Source organism: Kaistia sp. MMO-174 (assembly GCF_037147815.1).
GTDB classification, from domain to species: domain Bacteria; phylum Pseudomonadota; class Alphaproteobacteria; order Rhizobiales; family Kaistiaceae; genus Kaistia; species Kaistia nematophila.
Map to the genome: position 1 here is coordinate 182,786 of NZ_JBBCUO010000007.1, position 19,396 is coordinate 202,181.

At 67.1% G+C, this 19,396-nt stretch carries 19 protein-coding genes; 6 read left to right on the forward strand and 13 right to left on the reverse strand.

Annotated features, from left to right (window positions below; all coding sequences use genetic code 11):
- Nucleotides 1-19 precede the first annotated feature (19 nt).
- The gene (locus WFK98_RS24350) at nt 20-1,273 is read right to left on the reverse strand and encodes an ROK family protein (RefSeq protein ID WP_277614105.1); all 1,254 of its coding nucleotides are present in this window, start codon (nt 1,271-1,273) and stop codon (nt 20-22) included.
- A 298-nt stretch (nt 1,274-1,571) separates the two neighbouring features.
- On the opposite strand from WFK98_RS24350, the gene WFK98_RS24355 reads away from it, so the two are divergent.
- From WFK98_RS24355 to WFK98_RS24370, 4 genes are all read left to right on the forward strand, one after another.
- Entirely contained in the window at nt 1,572-3,011 is a 1,440-nt protein-coding gene (locus WFK98_RS24355; RefSeq protein ID WP_336802093.1) for an extracellular solute-binding protein, read from the forward strand.
- A 144-nt stretch (nt 3,012-3,155) separates the two neighbouring features.
- Nucleotides 3,156-4,070, forward strand: coding sequence for a carbohydrate ABC transporter permease (locus tag WFK98_RS24360; protein WP_266337176.1), 915 nt, complete (start codon nt 3,156-3,158; stop codon nt 4,068-4,070).
- 1 nt (nt 4,071) lies between these two features.
- Entirely contained in the window at nt 4,072-4,905 is an 834-nt protein-coding gene (locus WFK98_RS24365) for a carbohydrate ABC transporter permease (RefSeq protein WP_266337175.1), read from the forward strand.
- Nucleotides 4,906-4,912: 7 nt separating this feature from the next.
- Nucleotides 4,913-5,956, forward strand: a complete 1,044-nt coding sequence (locus tag WFK98_RS24370) for a Gfo/Idh/MocA family protein (protein WP_336802094.1) — start codon at nt 4,913-4,915, stop codon at nt 5,954-5,956.
- 69 nt (nt 5,957-6,025) lie between these two features.
- Here WFK98_RS24370 and ku read toward each other — a convergent pair whose 3' ends face one another.
- The 12 genes from ku to WFK98_RS24430 form a co-directional block, all read right to left on the reverse strand.
- Entirely contained in the window at nt 6,026-6,832 is an 807-nt protein-coding gene (gene ku / locus WFK98_RS24375; RefSeq protein ID WP_336802095.1) for a non-homologous end joining protein Ku, read from the reverse strand.
- Between the two features lie 20 nt (nt 6,833-6,852).
- The gene (locus WFK98_RS24380) at nt 6,853-7,002 is read right to left on the reverse strand and encodes a hypothetical protein (RefSeq protein ID WP_336802096.1); all 150 of its coding nucleotides are present in this window, start codon (nt 7,000-7,002) and stop codon (nt 6,853-6,855) included.
- Nucleotides 7,003-7,042: 40 nt separating this feature from the next.
- Nucleotides 7,043-7,360 carry a plasmid stabilization protein gene (locus WFK98_RS24385; protein WP_266337171.1) on the reverse strand — a complete coding sequence of 106 codons (318 nt, stop codon included), beginning with the start codon at nt 7,358-7,360 and terminating at the stop codon, nt 7,043-7,045.
- Nucleotides 7,361-7,433: 73 nt separating this feature from the next.
- On the reverse strand, nt 7,434-7,886 hold the full coding sequence (locus WFK98_RS24390; RefSeq protein WP_336802097.1) for a PTS sugar transporter subunit IIA: 453 nt from the start codon (nt 7,884-7,886) through the stop codon (nt 7,434-7,436).
- Between the two features lie 62 nt (nt 7,887-7,948).
- Nucleotides 7,949-8,641 carry a response regulator transcription factor gene (locus WFK98_RS24395; protein ID WP_336802098.1) on the reverse strand — a complete coding sequence of 231 codons (693 nt, stop codon included), beginning with the start codon at nt 8,639-8,641 and terminating at the stop codon, nt 7,949-7,951.
- Nucleotides 8,638-11,340, reverse strand: coding sequence for a sensor histidine kinase KdpD (locus tag WFK98_RS24400; RefSeq protein ID WP_336802099.1), 2,703 nt, complete (start codon nt 11,338-11,340; stop codon nt 8,638-8,640). Before WFK98_RS24400 ends, WFK98_RS24395 begins: the two co-directional genes overlap by 4 nt.
- A 64-nt stretch (nt 11,341-11,404) precedes the next feature.
- Nucleotides 11,405-11,974 (reverse strand): potassium-transporting ATPase subunit KdpC, encoded by a 570-nt coding sequence (gene kdpC, locus WFK98_RS24405; protein ID WP_336802100.1) that lies wholly within the window; start codon nt 11,972-11,974, stop codon nt 11,405-11,407.
- 11 nt (nt 11,975-11,985) lie between these two features.
- Entirely contained in the window at nt 11,986-14,058 is a 2,073-nt protein-coding gene (gene kdpB, locus WFK98_RS24410; RefSeq protein ID WP_336802101.1) for a potassium-transporting ATPase subunit KdpB, read from the reverse strand.
- Between the two features lie 43 nt (nt 14,059-14,101).
- Nucleotides 14,102-14,290, reverse strand: coding sequence for a hypothetical protein (locus WFK98_RS24415; protein WP_336802102.1), 189 nt, complete (start codon nt 14,288-14,290; stop codon nt 14,102-14,104).
- Nucleotides 14,291-14,297: 7 nt separating this feature from the next.
- Nucleotides 14,298-16,001 (reverse strand): potassium-transporting ATPase subunit KdpA, encoded by a 1,704-nt coding sequence (gene kdpA, locus WFK98_RS24420; protein WP_336802103.1) that lies wholly within the window; start codon nt 15,999-16,001, stop codon nt 14,298-14,300.
- Nucleotides 16,002-16,050: 49 nt separating this feature from the next.
- A complete protein-coding gene (locus WFK98_RS24425; protein ID WP_266337163.1) occupies nt 16,051-16,140 on the reverse strand; it encodes a K(+)-transporting ATPase subunit F in 90 nt (29 codons plus the stop codon).
- Nucleotides 16,141-16,513: 373 nt separating this feature from the next.
- Entirely contained in the window at nt 16,514-16,735 is a 222-nt protein-coding gene (locus WFK98_RS24430; protein WP_336802104.1) for a hypothetical protein, read from the reverse strand.
- Nucleotides 16,736-16,999: 264 nt separating this feature from the next.
- Between WFK98_RS24430 and WFK98_RS24435 the strand changes: the two genes are divergently transcribed.
- The gene (locus tag WFK98_RS24435) at nt 17,000-17,770 is read left to right on the forward strand and encodes a 2-keto-4-pentenoate hydratase (RefSeq protein ID WP_266337161.1); all 771 of its coding nucleotides are present in this window, start codon (nt 17,000-17,002) and stop codon (nt 17,768-17,770) included.
- 97 nt (nt 17,771-17,867) lie between these two features.
- Nucleotides 17,868-19,298, forward strand: a complete 1,431-nt coding sequence (locus WFK98_RS24440) for an aldehyde dehydrogenase family protein (RefSeq protein ID WP_336802105.1) — start codon at nt 17,868-17,870, stop codon at nt 19,296-19,298.
- Nucleotides 19,299-19,396: the final 98 nt, after the last annotated feature.

The window sequence follows — 19,396 nt, forward strand, 5'->3', positions numbered from 1 at the left end:
ACTCCCCCTGCGTCGAACCCTACAATGGAAACTGAAGCAGCTCCGACAGGACAAGACCGGCCGCGCCCAGCAATGCCGCGCGGTCTTCCGTCTCTCCGATCGCGAAGCTGATCTCCCCCCCGCTGCGCGATGGTACGAGGGCGCGGACATGTCCCGCAATCGCTTCCGCCATGATTTCCCCGCCGCCGACGACGTCGCCGTGCAGAACGTAGAAATTCGGCGCCACCGTCTGCTGCAAATTGGCAATGCCAACGGCGACGTTGCGGGCATAGAGATCGAGCAGGTCGCGCGCACCGGGGACGCCGGCGCCGGCAAGCGCCACCAGGCGGCGCGAATTGATCTCGTCGGGCGCGTCGATGCCGATCGCGCGCGCCTGGCGGCGCAGCCAGCCGACGGTCGCGATCGTTTCCCAGCAGCCGCGCCGGCCGCAGGCGCAGAGCGCGCCGTCGACCTGCACGAAGGTGTGGCCGAGTTCGCCGCCGGCCCCGTTGCGGCCGCGATAGAGGTGGCCGCCGAGATAGAGCGCGCAACCCAGCACCTCGCCGGTATAGACGGCGGCGAAATTCTGCATGCCGCGCCCCTTGCCGAACCAGCGGTCGCCGACGAGCAGCGCGCGCGGATGGTGATCGAGCAGCGCCGGCAGGCCATAGCGCCTCGTCAGCATGTCGCCGAGTTCGAAACCGTTCAGCACCGGCGCCAGGTTGACGGCGATGATGGCGCGACGGTCGGTATCGACCATGCCGCCGACGGCAACGCCGATGCCAAGCGGCTCGCGCCGGGCTGAGGCGAGCGTCCGCGACGTGCAGAGCTCAATCGCCCGCTCGATCTCGCCGATCTTCGGATTGTCGGGAGGAAACGCCACGCTGTGCTCGGCCGAGATCGTGCCGGCGAGCGTCACAAGGCAGGTATGGACAGCGTCGGGCATCAGCATCATGCCGCAGATCGGCCGCGCTTCGGGCGAGAACCACAAAGGTCGCGCCGGCTTGCCGCCGGCCTCGCTCGGCCGGATCGGGTCGCCCTCCACCAGCACCTGCTGGTCGAGCAGCGGCTGGACGATGCCGGAGATCGTGGTGCGGTTGACGCCGGCGAGCCGCGCCAGCTCCGCCCGGCTGGTCGGCCCGAGGTCGAACAGCGTCTGCAGCACGCGACCGCGATTGGCCGAACCGACCATCGAGGAGGAAAGCAGCGTCCGGCCGGGCGGGACGATCCGGACGTCGCCGGACAGCTCCTCCTCGTCGATCGGCCAACGCTGGGGGGAAGGTTCGCGCTCCAATCTGTCCTCGTGCTGCTCGCCGGCGACCCGTCGGCCAGGCCCCGCTTCCTATACGGAAACCCGGCCCGATGCGCGCGCCGCCAGTCCGACCTCCGAATTAATTCTTAGCGGAACAAGGGGTCGTTGACGAGTTAAAATGTTTGTGCGAGCCTCATACTAACAAGACGATCGACACGCCGCGACAGACTTCGATGGGAACCGAAGTGTGCGATGCAGCAACAAGCGGCGTGAGCGGTAATCAAGGAGCGCACGGCGGGGACCGGGCGCCAGACGATGCTTCCAAGAGGAGAGTGGGAACATGACTGATTTCAATCTGTCACGGCGCAGCCTGCTGAAGGGCGGCGCGGCGCTGGCCGGGACGGCCGCCGTCGGCGGCGGCATGCTGCCGCGCCGGGCGATGGCGGCCGACAAGACCTTGCGCATCCTGCTGGCGGGCGACCCGTTCTACTATGCGATCGAGGGCCTGAAGGACCAGTTCGAGCAGGAGACCGGCGTCAAGGTCCAGATCGAGGCGATCTCGCTCGAGGCGCTGCAGGCGCGACTGACCTCGTCCTTCATCAGCAACGAACCGGACGCCGACGTCATCTCGGTCGACCAGATGTGGCTCGGCCAGTATCTCGAGAGCAAGTGGATCACCCCGCTCAACGAGTTCATCAAGGCGGACAGCGACACCCATATCGAGGACTATATCCCCGAGGTGCTCTACTCGCTGAACACCTGGCGCGGGCAGATCGGCACGCTGCCGGTGGCCGCCTATGGCCAGATGGTGCTCTACCGCAAGGACTTCGCCGAGAAGGCCGGCATCGCCGTGCCGGAAGACGGCAGCTGGACCTGGGAGCAGTACCTCGCCGCCATCCAGAAGATGAACGGCCAGGACTTCGACGGCAAGAAGATGAGCGGCACCGTGCTGGCCGGCCAGCAGCCCGCCCCCGTCGTGCACATGTATTCGCAGCTCGCCGCCAGCATGGGCACGCGCTGGTTCAAGGACTTCCCGGCCTCGTCCGCCTGGGACTTCCAGCCGACCATCAACAGCCCGGAAAACCTTGCCGCGCTGAAGATCTTCTCCGAGCTCTACAAGAACGCCCCGGCTGAATCGGTCGGCTACAACTGGTTCGACGCCGGCATGCGCTTCGCCAAGGGCGACGTCGGCATGTTCTACTGGTGGACGCCCTATGCCTACCTTTGCAAGAAGGACGGCTACATGAGCGGCAAGGACTCGGTCGTCGCCGACAAGCTCGGCATGGCCCGCCTGCCCAAGGGCCCCGGCGAGCAGGTCGTGTCGCTCGGCGGCCACAGCCTCGGCATCACCGCCAACACCGCCAATCGCGACGCCGCCTGGCAGTTCGTCAAATGGGCGACCTCGGCCAAGACGCAGAAGGCGATGGGCCTCTACAACAAGTATGGCTACCAGTTCTCCGACTTCGCCCGGCCGTCGCTCTACAAGGACGCGGAGCTGCTGAAGATCTACCCGCACCTGACCGCCCAGCTCGGCGACCTGGAACGCGGCAACGGCAAGATCGTCCGTCCGCCGGTGCCGGTCTACACGACGCTCGAAGGCATCTACGGCCTGAACCTCAACAAGGTCCTGACCGGCCAGCTGACGCCGGAAGCCTGCCTGTCGGAGACCTCGACCTTTTTCGAGACGATCCTCAAGGGCAACTTCCTGATCCCGTATCAGCAGGCGTCGTTCAACGACACGCTCGACGCCACCAAGAGCCTGCTCAAGTCGCTCGCCTGAGCCTGGCCCGCGGCGGGTCTTCGCTGACGAAGACCCGCCCAAGCAGATCCCGATCCGAGCAAAGAGCCCCAAGATCTTTGCTCCACTGGAGCGGGCGGGTGTACCTCCCGGCCCCCGTCCGCTCTCTTTTCGATTGGAGCGTCCATGTCCGCTGTTTCCATCGCCGCGCCGCCGCGCGCGCGGCGTCGCCTGCCCGACTATACGCCGTGGCTCCTGATCAGCCCGTCGATCCTGCTTTTGGTCGCGCTGATCGCCTTCCCGCTCCTCTTCGCGCTCAAGAACAGCTTCTATTTCTGGAACCTGCAGATGGGCCCCTCGCCGATGGGCTTCATCGGCTTCGACAACTACAGAATGGCGTTGTCGAACGGCATGTTCCTCGACTCGCTGAAGACGACGCTGATGATGACGCTCGTCGGCACGGCGGTCGAATTCACGCTCGGCCTTGCCATCGCGCTGCTGCTGATGCGCCGGCTCCGCGGCATCAAGATGACCCGCGTGCTGCTGATCATGCCGACCACCATCGCGCCGATCGTCGTCGGCTTCCTGTTCCGCTACATGTACGATCCGAATGGCGGCCTGATCCCGTGGCTGCTGACCTCGGCCGGCATTCCCCTTCCCGCCGCCGGCCTGCTCGGCTCGCCGTCGACGGCGCTCTGGGCGGTGCTGTTCGCCGATATCTGGCAGTGGACGCCGTTCTTCGCGATCGTGCTCTATGCCGCGCTGCTCGCCGTGCCCGACGAGATCGTCGAGGCGGCGAAGATCGACGGCGTCTCGCCCTGGAAGCAGCTGCTGCACATCAAGCTGCCGCTGATCCGCAAGACAGCGCTGATCGTGGTCATGCTGCGCTTCATGCAGATCTTCAACACGTTCGACCTGGTGGTGGTGCTGACCAAGGGCGGCCCCGGAACCTCCAGCCGCACGCTCGGCTACAGCCTCTATCAAGCCGGCATGGTCGACTTCAACATCGGCCTCTCCAGCGCCATGACCTGGATGATGGTGATCATCGTCAACGCGATCATCGGCCTGTTCGTCTTCTTCGCGTTCAAGGATTGGGATTGAGATGCAAGGTTCGGAAAGCGTCGCCGGCCGCCTGTTCGGCTATGCCGCGATGGGGCTTCTGCTCCTGGTTTTCATCGGCCCGATCCTCTGGTTCGTGCTGCTCGCGATCCGGCCGGCGGAAACCTATTTCGCCATGCCACCGGTGCTGTCGTTCACGCCCAACTGGGAATCGATCCGCTACACCTTCTTCGATCCCGGCAACAACGCGCCGCAGCTGGCGAACAGCCTGATCGTCGCCATCGGCGCCGTCGCCCTCAACCTGCCGTTCTCGTTTCCGGCGGCCTATGCGCTGTCGCGCTACAAGATCCGCGGCCGCAAGAACATCATGCTCTGGTATCTCGGCCTGCTGATGGCGCCGCCGGTAGCCTTCCTGATCCCCTATTCGATCCTCGCCAGCATGGCCGGCGTGAAGGGGACCTATTTCTCGATGATCCTGATCTCGCAGACCCTGACCATTCCGTTCTCGGTCTGGCTGATGCGCTCGTTCATCGACGAGGTGCCGATCGAGATCGAGGAGGCAGCCCGCATCGACGGCGCCGGCACGACGACGATCCTGCTGAAGTTCATCCTTCCGATGGTGATGCCGGGCCTGATCGTCACCTCGATGTTCGCCTTCGTGTTCTCGTGGAACAACGCGGCCTTCCCGCTGGTGCTCGCCAATCGCAGCACGACGACGCTGCCGGTCGGCACGCTGCAATATTTCGGCACCGCCGGCGTCACCTGGGGCTTCATCGCCTCGGCCGCCGTCGCCGCCATGATCCCGCCCATGCTGATCTTCCTCGTGCTCGACCGCTACGTCGTCCGAGGCCTGACCTTTGGTTCCGTGAAAGGATGAACTGGAAATGACGTCATCGCGCAAAGTTCGCTTCGGCGTGGTCGGAGCGGGCCTCTGGGGCTCGTTCCATTGCAAGACGCTGAGCGCCATCGAGGGCGCCGAGCTCGCCGCCGTGTGCGATCTCGACCCGGCCCGCGTCGCCGACATGCAGAAGCAGTTCGGCGCCGGCAAGACCTACACCGACTACAAGCAGCTTCTGGCCGATCCCGATATCGACGCCGTGACCGTGGCGACGCCCGATTTCGCCCATGGCGACATCGTGCTGGCGGCGATCCAGGCCGGCAAGCATGTGATGAGCGAGAAGCCGCTGGCGACCACGCTTCGCGAGGTCGAGGCGATCGCCGCGGCGGCCGACAAGGCCGGCGTCAAGGTGATGGTCGACTTCCACAACCGCGTGAACCCGGCCATCGTCGCCGCCCGTGAGGCGATCGCCGCCGGCGAGATCGGCACGCCGCTGCATGCCTCGGCCAAGCTGTCGAACACGGTGTTCGTGCCCTACGACCTCCTGTCCTGGGCCGGCCGTTCCTCGGCGCTGTGGTTCCTCGGCAGCCATTCGCTCGATGCGCTCCGCTTCATCATGGGCGCCGAGGTCAAGCGCGTGCAGGCGATGGTGCGGCGCGGCTACCTGAAGTCGAACGGCGTCGACACGGCCGATGTGCATCTCTCCATCCTCGAATTCGACAATGGCGCCATCGCCCAGATGGAGAACAGCTGGGTGCTGCCGCGCGACATGCCGGGCGTCGTCGATTTCCGGATGGAATTCATCGGCGAGAAGGGCGCGATCCAGACCGACACGGCGCAGAACAGCGCCTTCAGCAAGTACACCGGCGCCGGCCGGCGCGCGCATGACCTGCTCGGAGTGACCCCGGCGGCGGGCGGCCGCATCGGCGGCTTCGTCATGGAGGCGATCGCCCGCTTCATCGATTCCGTCGCCGATGGCGCGCCGCTGCTCGCCGACGCGCAGGACGGCCTGCGCGTGACGCGGGTGCTGACGGCGATCGAGGAAGCCGCCGCCACCGGCAAGATCATCACGCTCGCCGACGGCGTCTAGCCATTCCCGAACAAGACGGCGGCGCGGTGCAGCCGCGCCGTCTTCTTCGAGCCCTCACCGCCCCTTCGCTTACCGGCCTTTGGACGCCGGCTTGCTCTCCGAGGCAATGCTTCGCCGGAGCGCATCCATGATGCTGACCACGTTGCCCTCCTTCGCCGGCGCTTCCTTCCGTGCCGGCGGCTTCCGGCCCTTCTTCTTCGCGGCGATGATCTCGAGCAGGCGCTCCTGCACCGGATCGGTGACAAGGGCCGGCGACCATGGCCGGGTCCGCTCGCGGATCAGCGTCTCCATCATCTCGGTGAGCTTCGGATCCGCCTTGGCGTCGCCGACACCCTCGAAGTAGAGGGCCTCGTCGCGGATCTCGTCGCCATAGCGCAGCGTCCAGAGCTCGATCCCGTTCTCGCGCGGCTTCAGCATGACGGCGCGCTCGCGGCGATAAAGGACCAGCCGGGAGATCCCGACCGTCCCGGTGGCGGCCATGGCATCGCGGATGACGGAGAACGCCTCCTCGCCGACCGGATCGTCGGGCACGAGGTAGTGGGGCTTGTCGTACCAGATCCAGCCGATGTCATCGGCGGGCACGAACATCTCGATGTCGATGGTCCGCGTGCTTTCGAGCGCGACGGAAGCGATCTCGTCGTCCTCGAGCATCAGATACTCGTCCTCGCCGCGCTCGTAGCCCTTGACCTGCTCGTCGTCCTCGACCGCCTCCCCGGTCTCGGCGTCGACATACTGGCTGAGGACCCGATGGCCGGTGGCGCGGTTCAGGGTATGAAAGCGCACCTTCTCGTTGTCGGTCGTCGCCGGCATCATCGCCACGGGGCAGGTGACGAGCGACAGCTTCAGATAGCCCTTCCAGAATGAACGCGGCGCCATATCGATCGCCCTTCATCGGTTTACTGGACCAGGAAATAAACGGCGACAAAGCCCAGAACGACAGCGACGGTGCCCGCCAGCAGCATGTAGCGCAGCCGATGGGGCGCGATCGCCTGCCGCACCTCGGTGGTCGTCAGGTCGTGCCGGGAGAGTTCCACGCGCTGGTCCATGATCGCCTCCTCTGCCGTCGAAGACTCGGGCCGCCTGGCTTCAGCCATGCGCCCGGTGCTCCGTGTTACGCTTGCGGGTGGCGGCGGCCTTCTTCGCTGCGGCCGATCGCTCGGCGGCGGGACGGGCCGCGGACGCGGCGCCGCCCAGTTCGCCGCCCTTGTGGGCGGCCGGATGGCCGGTATGGGCGCCGCGGCCGGAGCCGGATTTCTTGCCGCCGCCATCGTCCTTGTTGACGGTGGCCCAGGCGCGCCGCTCGGCCTCCTTCTCGGAAACGCCGCGCTCCTCATAGCTCTCGGCGATGTGGCCGGCCTTGCGTTCCTGCTTGTCAGTATATTTCGACTTGTCGCCCCGGGGCATGATGCACCTCCGTTCGCTTCAACGGGAGGTCAACGTCCCATGGCGACGGAGGGTTCCGGCCCGGGTCCCCGCGTCAGGCCGGCTCCTCGCACAGCGCCGTGTAGACCTGGTCGGGAAGGACCGCGACACGGATCGACTTCACCACCTTCGGCGAACGCAGCTTGCGCGCCATGCAGGCGAGCACGTTGAGATAGGGCGACGAGCCCTGTCCCGGCATCAGCAGCAGACAGACGATATCGACCGGGACGTCGTCGACAGATTCAAAATCGACCGGCTTCTTCAGCCGCGCGACCATGCCGAACGGAACCTCGAGGCCCGGCACCGGCGCATGCGGAATGGCGATGCCGTCGCCAACGCCGGTCGAGCCGAGCTTCTCGCGATTGTGAATCGCCTGATAGATGTCCTCGACCGGCAGGCCGAGCGCCAGCCCCGCCTGCTCGGACAAGCTGGCGAGCAGCTTGTTTTTCGAAGGGGCGGCAAGGTCGATCATCACGCTTTCGGGCTTGATGAATTCAGAAAGGATCATGGTCTCACTCGTATCGGCGCCTGCAGCGCATCGGATTTCGGCAGCGGCGTGCCAGCTCTGTATCACTCGACGTCGCGCAAGCGATAGCCGACCCCCGTCTCCGTGGTGATGTATTCCGGCTGATCGGGCTGTCGCTCGATCTTCTGGCGGAGCTGGCGGACATAGACGCGCAGGTATTGCACATCCGTCGAGCCGCCCCAGACCTGGTTCAACAGATGCTGATGCGTCAGCACCTTGCCGGCGTGCTGCACCAGAACCCGGAGGATGTCGTATTCCTTCGGCGAGAGCTTGATCTCGCGCCCCCCAACCTTGACGATCCGCTTGACCAGGTCGACCGACAGATCGCCCGTCTGGAAGACCGGCTTCTCGCCCTGCTGCTGCAGCCGGTGGCGGAGCGCGACGCGGATCCGCGCCACCAGCTCCTTCATGCCGAACGGCTTGGTGACATAGTCGTCGGCGCCGAGATCCAGCGCCCGGACGATGCCGGCCTCGTCGGTGCGGCTGGAAAGGACAATGATCGGCACTTCCAGCAGTTCGGCGCGCCAGCGCCCCAGAAGATCGTGGCCCGGCATGTCCGGCAGGCCAAGATCGAGCAGGATCAGATCCGGCCGCTCGGCCGCCACATGCTCGATCGCGTCGCGGGCATTGGTCGCCTCGTCGATGGCGAAACCTTCCGAGGCCAGCCCCACCCGCAGCAGGCGCCGGATCGGCGGCTCGTCATCGACGATCAGGATCTTCACGGTCGGACTGGTCATGGCAGATCTTCCAGCATGGCGACGTCGGCGGAGGCCGGCATCTTGATGGTGAAGACCGCGCCGGACCGATCGGTGCGGTTGCCGGCCCGGATCGTGCCGCCCATCGCCTCGACGAAGCCGCGGCAGATCGACAGCCCGAGCCCGGTTCCGGCCCGCACGTGATCGGCCTTGCGCACGCGATAGAAGCTATCGAAGACGCGTTCAAGGTCGGCGGGCGGAATGCCTGGCCCCTCGTCCAATACCTGCAACACCACGGAACCGCCATCCGCCCATCCCTCGATCCGGATCGCCGTGCCCTGCGGCGCGTATTTGGCGGCGTTGTCGAGCAGGTTGAACAGTACCTGCTCGAACAGCACCGGATCGAGCCGGATCATCGGCAGCTCCGGCGGAATGCCGACCTCGACCCTGTGCTCGGCAAGGATCTTGGCGGCCCGGCGCAGCGCGGTGCCGACGACGTCGCCGACATAGTGCAGCGAAGCATTCGGCTGCATGGCGCCGGATTCGATCCGTGTCATGTCGAGCAGGTTGGCGATGAAGCGATGCAGACGCTCCGACTCGTCGATGACGGTCGAGAGCAGCTCGACCCGGTCGCCCGCAGCGATCGCGTCGGGATAGTCACGCAGCGCCTCGGCCGCCCCCATGATGGCGGCAAGCGGGGTGCGCAGGTCGTGCGATATCGACGTCAGGAGCGCCGAGCGCAGTCGGTCCGCCTCGGCCGCCAGCCGCGCCCGGTCGACATCCGCCACCAGCTCGATCCGCTCGATGGCGAGCGCCGCCTGGTCGGCGAGCGAGTCGAACAGGCGCTGCTCCTCCGGCGTCAGAAGCGGTCCCTGCCCGTCATCGTCGAGGCCAACGACGCCGACCGCGGTGCGGCCGGTGCGCAGCGGCAGATAGAGCCGCCTGGCACCGGGCAGCGTATCGGCTCCGCGCCCGGCCGGGCGGTTGTGCTCCCAGGCCCAGCGCGCCGCGGCGATGTCGGCGTCGACCAGCGTGTCGTCCGGCGGATAGCCGGCGCGCACCGCGATGGTGCCGTTCTCCGGCAGCAGCACCACGACGCGGACCTTCAGCATCGAGGCGATCTGGTAGACGGTCGCCCACAGCACGTCCTCGAGCGTGCCGGCGCCGGCCAGCTTCCTGCTGAACAGATAGAGCCCCTCGGTGGTGCGGGCGCGCTGGCGCGCCGCCGCCGCCTGGCGCTGGACGCGCGCGGTCAGATTGCTGGCGATCACGGCCACGCAGAGGAAGAAGACGAAGGCGAGCGCGCTCTCCGGGTCGCCGATATCGAGCGTGTAGAGCGGCGGCAGGAAGAAGAAATTGAAGGCGAGCGCGGCGACCGCCGAGGTGAACAGCGCCGGCCACAGCCCGGCGGTGACGGCCGAAGTCAGCACCGCCATCAGGAACACCAGCGCCAGATTGCGCACGTCGAGCACGCGCAGCAGCAGCATGGCGAAGGCGAGCGCGACGCCGGTATAGGCGACGCCGAGCGCATAGGGCCGCAGCTTCAGCCGGGTCGGCGTCGCCAGCGCCACCTCGCGGGCCGGCGGCGCGTCGCGGTCATTGCCGGAGATGACGTGGACACTGATGTCGCCGGCGAGCCGGATCAGTTCGTGCGACACGGAGCCTTCGAACATCTCGCGCCAGCGCGGCTTCGCCGGCTTGCCGATGATGACGTGGGTGACGTTGTTCGCCATGGCGTGGCGGACGATGTCGCGGGCGACGTCCTGGCCGGGCAGCGTGATCGCCTCGCCGCCCAGCTGCTCGGCGAGGCGGAGCGTCGCCGCGATCCGATCCTTGCCGGCCTCCGGCAGGCCGGCCGAACGCGCCGTCTCGATGTGCAGCGCTGCCCAGGGCGCCCGCAGACGGTCCGCCTGCCGCCTTGCATAGCGCACCAGCGAGGCGCTGCGCGGCTGCTCGTCGATGCAGACGAGCACCCGGTCGCCGGCCGCCCACGGGCCGGAAATCGCGTGCGCCTGCATGTGGCTGACGAGCTGCTCGTCGACCCGCTGCGCCGTGCGCCTGAGCGCCAACTCGCGCAGCGCGGTCAGGTTGCCTGGCGAAAAATAGTTCTCGATCGCCCGCTTGGCGGTGCCGGCGAAATAGACCTTGCCCTCGTGCAGGCGCTTGATCAGGTCGTCCGGCGTCAGGTCGATCACCTCGACATCGTCGGCGCGGTCGATGATCGAATCCGGCACCGTCTCGCGCACCCGGATCCTGGTGATCTGGGCGACGACGTCGTTCAGGCTTTCGACATGCTGGATGTTGAGCGTGGTGTAGACGTCGATGCCGCGCGCCAGGATCTCCTCGACGTCGAGATAGCGCTTCGGATGGCGGCTGCCTTCGGCATTGGTGTGCGCCAGTTCGTCGACGAGAACCAGCGCCGGCCGCCGGGCGAGGATGGCGTCGAGGTCCATCTCCTCCAGCACCCGGCCGCGATAGTCGACGATTCTGCGCGGGACGACTTCAAAACCCTCGACCAGCGCCGCCGTCTCCTCGCGGCCATGCGTCTCGACCACGCCGATGACGACGTCGACGCCGTCGGCCTTGCGGGCGCGGCCGGACATCAGCATCTCGTAGGTCTTGCCGACGCCGGGCGCCGCGCCGAGGAAGATCTTCAGCCGGCCGCGCGTCTCGCGCGTCGCCCGCTCCAGCAGCGCGTCCGGCGATGGCCGGCCCGGTGCGTCTCGACTGTCGTCAGGCATCCAATCGTGACCTCTGTCCAAACGGCCGGAACCGGCGCCAGGGCGCAGGTTCCGGCACTTCCTGTCATTGCGCGCCGGCCGCGTCCAGCGCAAGGTTCAAGGCGAGCACGTTGACGACCGGCTCACCCAGGAAGCCGAGCTGCCGGTCCTCGACATGCGCCGTCACCAGCGCCTTCACCGTGACCTCGTCGAGCCCGCGCGCCTTGGCGACGCGCGGCACCTGGAAATAGGCCGCCTCCGGCGAGATGTCGGGGTCGAGGCCGCTGCCCGAGGTGGTGACGAGGTCGATCGGCACGGCGGCGCCGGGGTTCTCCGCCTTCAGCCTTTCCGCATCGGCCGTGATGCGTTCGATCAGGGCCGGATTGCTCGGGCCGAGATTGGAACCGCCGGACGCCGATGCGTCATAGCCCTTGCCGGCGGCCGAAGGACGGCCGTGGAAATAGCGGTCGGAGGCGAAGGCCTGGCCGATGAGCTCGGAGCCGACCACCTTGCCGTCGCGCTCGACCAGGCTGCCATTGGCCTGGCGCGGGAACAGCGCCTGGGCGATGCCGGTCATGCCGAGCGGATAGACCAGGCCTGTGATCACGGTGAGCGCGACGATCATGAAGATTGCGGGGCGAAGCTGTTTCAGCATGGGACTATCCTTCAGGCGAGGCCAAGGGCCGTGATGGCCATGTCGATGGCCTTGATGCCGGCGAACGGCACGATCAGGCCGCCGACGCCATAGATCAGCAGGTTGCGCGACAGCAGCGCGCCGGCGCCGACGGCCCGGTACTTGACGCCCCGGAGCGACAGCGGGATCAGGGCGACGATGATCAGCGCGTTGAAGATGATCGCCGACAGGATCGCGCTCTGCGGGGTCGAGAGGTTCATGACGTTGAGCGCGCCGAGCTGCGGGTAGAAGGCCAGGAACATCGCCGGGATGATGGCGAAATACTTGGCGACGTCGTTGGCGATCGAGAACGTCGTCAGCGCGCCGCGCGTCATCAGCAACTGCTTGCCGATCTCGACGATCTCGATGAGCTTGGTCGGATCGCTGTCGAGGTCGACCATGTTGCCGGCTTCTCGCGCCGCGACGGTACCCGTATTCATCGCCACGCCGACATCGGATTGCGCCAGCGCCGGGGCGTCGTTAGTGCCGTCGCCGCACATCGCCACCAGCTTGCCCTTGGCCTGCTCCTCGCGGATCAGCGCCAGCTTCATCTCCGGCGTCGCCTGGGCGAGGAAGTCGTCGACGCCGGCCTCGGCCGCGATCGCCGCCGCCGTCATCGGGTTGTCGCCGGTGATCATCACCGTGCGGATGCCCATGCGGCGGAGTTCGGCGAAGCGTTCCTGGATGCCGCCCTTGACGATGTCCTTCAGGTGGACGACGCCGAGCAGGCGGCCATCCTTGACCACGGCGAGCGGCGTGCCGCCCGCCTTGGCGATCTCGTCGGCGATCGCCTGCAGCTCGCGCACCGTGCCGGCGCCGGGCCGGTCGGCGGCGGTCGCGGAGCCGGCCTGGTCGACATATCGGAGCACCGCGTCGACGGCGCCCTTGCGGATAGAGGCGCCGTCGAAATCGACGCCGCTCATGCGGGTCTGCGCCGTGAACGGCACGAAGGTCGCGTGCAGGGTCTGCATGTCGCGGGCGCGGATGCCGTATTTCTCCTTGGCGAGCACGACGATCGAGCGGCCCTCCGGCGTCTCGTCGGCGAGCGAGGCGAGCTGCGCCGCGTCGGCCAGTTCCTGCTCGCTGACGCCGCGCACCGGGCGAAGCTCGGTCGCCTGGCGGTTGCCGAGCGTGATCGTGCCGGTCTTGTCGAGCAGCAGCGTGTCGACGTCGCCTGCCGCCTCGACGGCGCGGCCCGACATGGCGAGCACGTTGAAGCGCACCAGCCGGTCCATGCCGGCGATGCCGATCGCCGAAAGCAGCGCGCCGATAGTCGTCGGGATCAGCGTCACGAACAGAGCCACCAGCACGACGACCGGGATATAGCCGCCGGCATAGCTGGCGAAGCTCGGAATGGTGACGACGGCCAGCACGAAGATCAGCGTCATGCCGGCGAGCAGGATGTTGAGGGCGATCTCGTTCGGCGTCTTCTGCCGCTCGGCGCCCTCGACCAGAGCGATCATGCGATCGATGAAGGTCGAGCCGGCCGCGGCAGTGATGCGAACCCGGATCCAGTCCGACAGCACCTGCGTGCCGCCGGTAACGGCCGAGCGGTCGCCGCCGGATTCACGGATCACCGGCGCGGATTCGCCCGTGATCGCCGCCTCGTTGACCGAGGCGACGCCCTCGATGACCTCGCCATCGGAGGGAATGATGTCGCCGGCCTCGACCAGGACGACGTCTCCAACCTTCAGGCTGGTGCCGGGCACAAGCCGGAAATCGTCGCGGTCGCCGTCGGCAAGCAGCTTCGCCTGCGTCTCGGTGCGGGTGCGGCGGAGCGATTCCGCCTGCGCCTTGCCGCGCCCCTCGGCGACGGCCTCGGCGAAATTGGCGAACAGCACCGTGAACCACAGCCAGATGACGATCTGCAGCGAGAAGCCGAGATTGGCGCCGCCGGTGAGGAGGTCGCGCAGGAACAGGACGGTGGTCAGGGCCGAGACGACCGCGACGACGAACATCACCGGATTGCGCGCCAGGCTGCGCGGATCGAGCTTTTTGAACGCGCCGCCGATGGCGGGGACGAGGATGCGAGCGTCCAGGATGCTCGCGGATTTGGACTGGCTCATCAGAGACTCCAGCGTGAAACTCGGGTGACGGGCGGTCCGACCTTCAGGTCGCCGCGGCCAGCCGGATGAGAAGATCGACGGCCAGCACGAGGGCCGATATCGCCACGGTCAGGCCGAGGATGAGGGTCGACGCACGCGGCACAGGTCCCGCCTCTCCCCGCGCCGATCCGGCGCGGGGACGAAGGGTCGAGAGGGCGATATGCGGGCAGCCCAGCCAGGATCGGTAGCTCATGATCGCCTCACAGCCCCGGCGCCTGGACCATGGCGAGGTGCTCGACGATCGGGCCGAGCGCCAGCGCCGGGAAGAAGGTCAGGCCGCCGACGATCACGATGACGCCGACCAGAAGGCCGACGAAGAGCGGCCCGTGCGTCGGGAAGGTGCCCGCCGAAGCCGGCACCACCTTCTTCGTCACCAGCGAGCCGGCGATCGCCATGGCCGGGATGATGACCAGGAAGCGGCCCATCAGCATGGCGAGGCCGATGGTCAGGTTGTACCAGGGCGTGTTGCCGGACAGGCCGCCGAAGGCCGAGCCGTTGTTGGCGGCGGCCGAGGTATAGGCGTAGAGCACCTCGGAGAAGCCGTGCGGGCCGGGATTGGCGATCGACGACAGGCCGGTCGGCAGCACGATGGCGATCGCCGTGAAGCCGAGCATGGTCAGGGGCAGGCAAAGCACGGCGAGCATCGCCATCTTGACCTCCTTGGCCTCGATCTTCTTGCCGAGATATTCCGGCGTGCGGCCGACCATCAGCCCGGCGACGAAGATGGCGATGACGATGAAGAGCAGGATGCCGTAGAAGCCGGCGCCGACGCCGCCGACGATGATCTCGCCGAGCATCATGTTGATCATCGGGATCATGCCGCCGAGCGCCATGAAGCTGTCATGCATGGCGTTGACCGCGCCGCAGGAGGCGGCCGTCGTCACCACGGCGAACAGCGCCGACAGCACGATGCCGAAGCGGGTCTCCTTGCCCTCCATGTTGCCGCCGTCGATGCCGAGCGCATGCACGAGCGGATTGCCCTGCGCTTCCGCCCAGTAGCAGACGACCACGCCGGCCAGGAACAGCACGCCCATGGCGGCCAGGATAGCCCAGCCCTGCTTCTCGCTGCCGACCATGCGGCCGAAAACATTGGTCAGCGCCGCGCCGATGGCGAAGATCATCACCATGTGGATCAGGTTGACCAGCGCGGTCGGGTTCTCGAACGGATGCGCGGCGTTGGCGTTGAAGAAGCCGCCGCCGTTTGTGCCGAGATGCTTGATCATCATCTGCGAGGCGACCGGCCCCTGGGCGATCGTCTGCTGCGCGCCTTCCAGCGTGGTCGCGACGGTGTAGGGGTTCAGGTTCTGCGGCACGCCCTGCCAGACGAGCACCAGCGTGCCGACGACGCAGATCGGCAGCAGCACGTAGAGCGTGGCGCGGACGATATCGACCCAGAAATTGCCGAGCGTCCGCGCCGATTTCCGCGCGAAGGCGCGGATCAGCACGATGGCGATGGCGATTCCCGTCGCGGCCGAGACGAAGTTCTGCACGTTCATGCCCGCCATCTGCGTGAGATAGGACATCGTGCTTTCGCCGCCGTAGTTCTGCCAGTTGGTGTTGGTGACGAAGCTGGCGGCGGTGTTGAAGGCGAGCTCGGGCGGGACGGCGCCCATGCCGGCAGGGTTATAGGGCAGCGATCCCTGCACGCGCTGCAGGACGTAGAGCAGCAGGAAGCCCGCGAGATTGAACAGCAGCATGGCTCCCGCATAGGTCGTCCAGTGCTGCTCCTCTCGGTCGCTGGTGCCGGCGAGCCGGTAGAGCCCGCGCTCCAGCGGCCCGAAGATAAGGGACAGGATCGTGCGCTCGCCGTTGAAGACGCGGGTCATGTAGCCCCCGAGCGGCTTCACCAGCGCAAGGATGATCCCGCAGAAGACGAGGATCTGTATCCAACCGTTGACGGTCATGTGACGTGCTTTCCAGGAAAGGTGGCGCGGACGGGGATCGCCGTGGCGATCAGAACCGCTCCGGGCGCACCAGCGCGTAGGTCAGGTAAACGAGGAGGAACGCCGTCACGGCGCCGCCCAGAAGATAATCGACCAGCATGATCCGCCCCCGCCCTATAGTTTCTGGCATATTTCGATGTAGGCCCATGAAAAGGCGAAGAACAGAACGCCTATTCCGACGACGATGAAGTCCATTTGCATCACTCCTTGAAATCTGGGCGATCCAACGTTGCGAGTGTCGGCGACAAGACCGCGAATGAGATCGTTCGGCCCTGCGTCGAAGACGCGCCGTTCGCCGGATCCGATTGAAAATCTGCAGGGAATATGGCCCCGAACCGCATAGGCGTTCGAGAGAGGCCGGGAGGGAAAGATATAAAAATCCTATAGGAAAAGGACGCCGCTGCTGTCGCTCGCGGCCTGCCCCCGAGCCTTCCGCGCCGCCGCGCCGGGCAGTGCGGCCAAGGCCGTCGGGATCAGCGGGCGAGCCAGAACAGCAGCGTCGCCATGGCAGCGAAGAAGGCCATCACGGCGACCAGGCGCAGGACGACGCCGAGTTCTTCCGGATGCTTGCGCGCCATCGCCACGGCCCGGTAGCGGTCCCGGCTACTCCGGGCATAAGGCGATCCCGCGGCGGAAGCGCCGCGCCCGTCCCGGGCGGCGGCGGCGATGGCATCGAAGGGGCTGCGAAGCGGCATGGTTCCAATCCTTGTCCGGTCGGCACGCGGAAGCGCTTCGCGCCGAATGCGGCCGGGATGACCCGTACCGGAAATCGGCGGCGCGTCGCTGCGACACGGCAAGGTAGGCCGAGCCGTATAGGTTCTCGATGGAGAGAGCACAGCAACGGTATTAAAATATCATATTAAAAGTGATTCGCTTTTGGAAAATTACATCGATCCAGACGGATTCGACTTGAAATGGAGTGCATGTCTGCCTGATCACACCTTGGGAGAGGTGAAATCATGAAGTCAGGCGAACTCGGAAAGCTGGCCGCCGCGCTCGCGGCCAATCGGGCGCTCGGAATCGTGCAGGACATCCCGCTCGACGGGCTCGGCGACGCCGCCGAGGCGCGGGCGGTGCAGCGCGCCGCGCTCGAAGCCTTCTGCAGCGACCTCGACGGCTATGCGCTGGTCGGCGCCAACCCGGCCTGCCGCCGCAACCTCGGGCTCGAACGGCCGATCTTCGGGCCGATCGCCGACAGCGCGCATGGGCCGGATCGCGGCCTGTTCCCCCTGCCAAAGGGCATCCTCGGCGCGCAATGCGAGCTCGTCTTCCGGCTCGGGCGCGTCTTTCCCGCCGATGGCGAGGCGATCGACCGGGCGGCAGCCGCCGACGCGATCGTTGCCGTGCAGCCGGCGATCGGCCTGCTCGGCCGGCGCACGATCCATCCTCCCCGCAACGATCTCGGCGCCTTGGCCGATTTCGCGCTGCATGTCTTCACGCTGTGCGGTCCGCACGCCGCCGCGCCGGATCTCGCCGCCCTCGACCGCGTCCCCGTCGTGGCGCGGATCGACGGCCAGGAGGTCGCGCGCGCGACGGCGGCGGCGACCCTCGGCCATCCGCTCGACGCCGTCGCCTGGCTGGCCGGCGAGCTCGCCGCGCAGGGAGAGCGGCTCAATGCCGGCGATCTCGTCGCCACGGGGGCCTGCACGCCGATCCTGCAGGTGCTGCCGGGACAGCATCTGGAAGCCGATTTCGGCCCGCTCGGCCAGGCCCGCGCCGGCTTCCTCTGACCGTCAACCCCGCCTCCGACGCCATCGCTGCGGATCGCGGTTGAACATCCGGCAATCCGACGCCAATCTAGGGGAAACGGATCGACGGGAGGATTTCATGTCGCACAATCTGCAATTCTACATCGACGGCGCCTGGGTCGACCCGGTCGTGCCGAAAGTCATCGACGTGATCGACCCGTCGACCGAGGACGCCTTCGCGCAGATCTCGCTGGGCTCGAAGGCCGATGTCGACAAGGCGGTTGCCGCCGCCAAGCGCGCCTTCGCGACCTTCGGCTTCACCAAGCCGGCCGAGCGGCTCGAACTGCTGCGCAGCATCCTCAGCGTCTACAACAAGCGCGCCGACGACCTCGCCTATGCCGTCTCGCGCGAGATGGGGGCGCCGCTTCCGTTCGCGCTCGACAGCCAGATCGGCATCGGCCGCGCCCATCTCGAGAAGATCATCGAGGTGCTGAAGGACTTTCAGTTCCAGCACGCCAAGGGCACCTCGCTGGTGGTCAAGGAGCCGATCGGCGTCGTCGGCCTGATCACGCCGTGGAACTGGCCGCTGAACCAGATCACCTGCAAGGTCGGCCCCGCGCTTGCCGCCGGCTGCACCATGGTGCTGAAGCCGAGCGAGATCGCGCCGCTCGACGCCGTCATCTTCGCCGAGATCCTCGACGAGGCCGGCGTCCCGGCCGGCGTTTTCAACCTCGTCAATGGCGACGGCCCGACCGTCGGCGAGGCGCTTTCGAGCCATCCCGACATCGACATGATGTCGTTCACCGGCTCGACCCGCGCCGGCATCCTGGTGGCAAAGGCGGCCGCCGACACGGTGAAGCGCGTTGCGCAGGAACTGGGCGGCAAGTCGGCCAACATCCTGTTCCCGGACGTCGACTTCTCCGTCGCCGTGCCGAAGGGCGTCGCCAACTGCTTCGGCAATAGCGGCCAGTCCTGCAATGCGCCCACCCGCATGTTCGTGCCGCGCGAGCGCCAGGACGAAGTGATCGGCTATGCCCGCGCCGCCGCCGACAGCTTCGTCGTCGGCCCGGCCGATGCGCCGAACACCAAGCTGGGTCCGGTCGTCAGCCAGGTGCAGTACGACAAGATCCAGGGCCTGATCGAGAGCGGCATCGCCGAGGGCGCCACACTGGTCGCCGGCGGCCCGGGCCGCCCGGCCGATCTGAACCGCGGCTACTACATCCGCCCGACCGTCTTCGCCAACGTGACGCCGGACATGCGCATCGCCAAGGAAGAGATCTTCGGGCCGGTGCTCTCGATCCTGCCCTATGACAGCGTCGAGGAAGCGATCGAGGAGGCGAACAACACCGTCTACGGCCTCGCCGCCTACATCCAGTCGGCCGATCTGCAGACGGCGCGCGACGCCGCCACGAAGATGCGGGCCGGCGCCGTCCACATCAACTATCCGGCCTGGGATTCGAGCATCCCGTTCGGCGGCTACAAGCAGTCCGGCAATGGCCGCGAATATGCCGAATACGGCCTCGAGGACTTCCTGGAGATGAAGGGCATCCTCGGCTACGAGGCCGCCTGATTTTCGCGGCGGGAGGCGGCTCGACCGGCTCCCGCCCTTCCATCCGCGCGGCCCCGATCGCCCGAGCCACCGCCCGAGGCGCCATCGAAGCCGCTTGA

What these genes read in the sequence shown, in the direction of transcription:
- WFK98_RS24355 (WP_336802093.1), top strand. Translation starts at nt 1,572, where the DNA reads ATGACTGATTTCAATCTGTCACGGCGCAGCCTGCTGAAGGGCGGCGCG.
- WFK98_RS24360 (WP_266337176.1), top strand. Translation starts at nt 3,156, where the DNA reads ATGTCCGCTGTTTCCATCGCCGCGCCGCCGCGCGCGCGGCGTCGCCTG.
- WFK98_RS24365 (WP_266337175.1), top strand. Translation starts at nt 4,072, where the DNA reads ATGCAAGGTTCGGAAAGCGTCGCCGGCCGCCTGTTCGGCTATGCCGCG.
- WFK98_RS24370 (WP_336802094.1), top strand. Translation starts at nt 4,913, where the DNA reads ATGACGTCATCGCGCAAAGTTCGCTTCGGCGTGGTCGGAGCGGGCCTC.
- ku (WP_336802095.1), bottom strand. Translation starts at nt 6,832, where the DNA reads ATGGCGCCGCGTTCATTCTGGAAGGGCTATCTGAAGCTGTCGCTCGTC.
- WFK98_RS24380 (WP_336802096.1), bottom strand. Translation starts at nt 7,002, where the DNA reads ATGGACCAGCGCGTGGAACTCTCCCGGCACGACCTGACGACCACCGAG.
- WFK98_RS24385 (WP_266337171.1), bottom strand. Translation starts at nt 7,360, where the DNA reads ATGCCCCGGGGCGACAAGTCGAAATATACTGACAAGCAGGAACGCAAG.
- WFK98_RS24390 (WP_336802097.1), bottom strand. Translation starts at nt 7,886, where the DNA reads ATGATCCTTTCTGAATTCATCAAGCCCGAAAGCGTGATGATCGACCTT.
- WFK98_RS24395 (WP_336802098.1), bottom strand. Translation starts at nt 8,641, where the DNA reads ATGACCAGTCCGACCGTGAAGATCCTGATCGTCGATGACGAGCCGCCG.
- WFK98_RS24400 (WP_336802099.1), bottom strand. Translation starts at nt 11,340, where the DNA reads ATGCCTGACGACAGTCGAGACGCACCGGGCCGGCCATCGCCGGACGCG.
- kdpC (WP_336802100.1), bottom strand. Translation starts at nt 11,974, where the DNA reads ATGCTGAAACAGCTTCGCCCCGCAATCTTCATGATCGTCGCGCTCACC.
- kdpB (WP_336802101.1), bottom strand. Translation starts at nt 14,058, where the DNA reads ATGAGCCAGTCCAAATCCGCGAGCATCCTGGACGCTCGCATCCTCGTC.
- WFK98_RS24415 (WP_336802102.1), bottom strand. Translation starts at nt 14,290, where the DNA reads ATGAGCTACCGATCCTGGCTGGGCTGCCCGCATATCGCCCTCTCGACC.
- kdpA (WP_336802103.1), bottom strand. Translation starts at nt 16,001, where the DNA reads ATGACCGTCAACGGTTGGATACAGATCCTCGTCTTCTGCGGGATCATC.
- WFK98_RS24425 (WP_266337163.1), bottom strand. Translation starts at nt 16,140, where the DNA reads ATGCTGGTCGATTATCTTCTGGGCGGCGCCGTGACGGCGTTCCTCCTC.
- WFK98_RS24430 (WP_336802104.1), bottom strand. Translation starts at nt 16,735, where the DNA reads ATGCCGCTTCGCAGCCCCTTCGATGCCATCGCCGCCGCCGCCCGGGAC.
- WFK98_RS24435 (WP_266337161.1), top strand. Translation starts at nt 17,000, where the DNA reads ATGAAGTCAGGCGAACTCGGAAAGCTGGCCGCCGCGCTCGCGGCCAAT.
- WFK98_RS24440 (WP_336802105.1), top strand. Translation starts at nt 17,868, where the DNA reads ATGTCGCACAATCTGCAATTCTACATCGACGGCGCCTGGGTCGACCCG.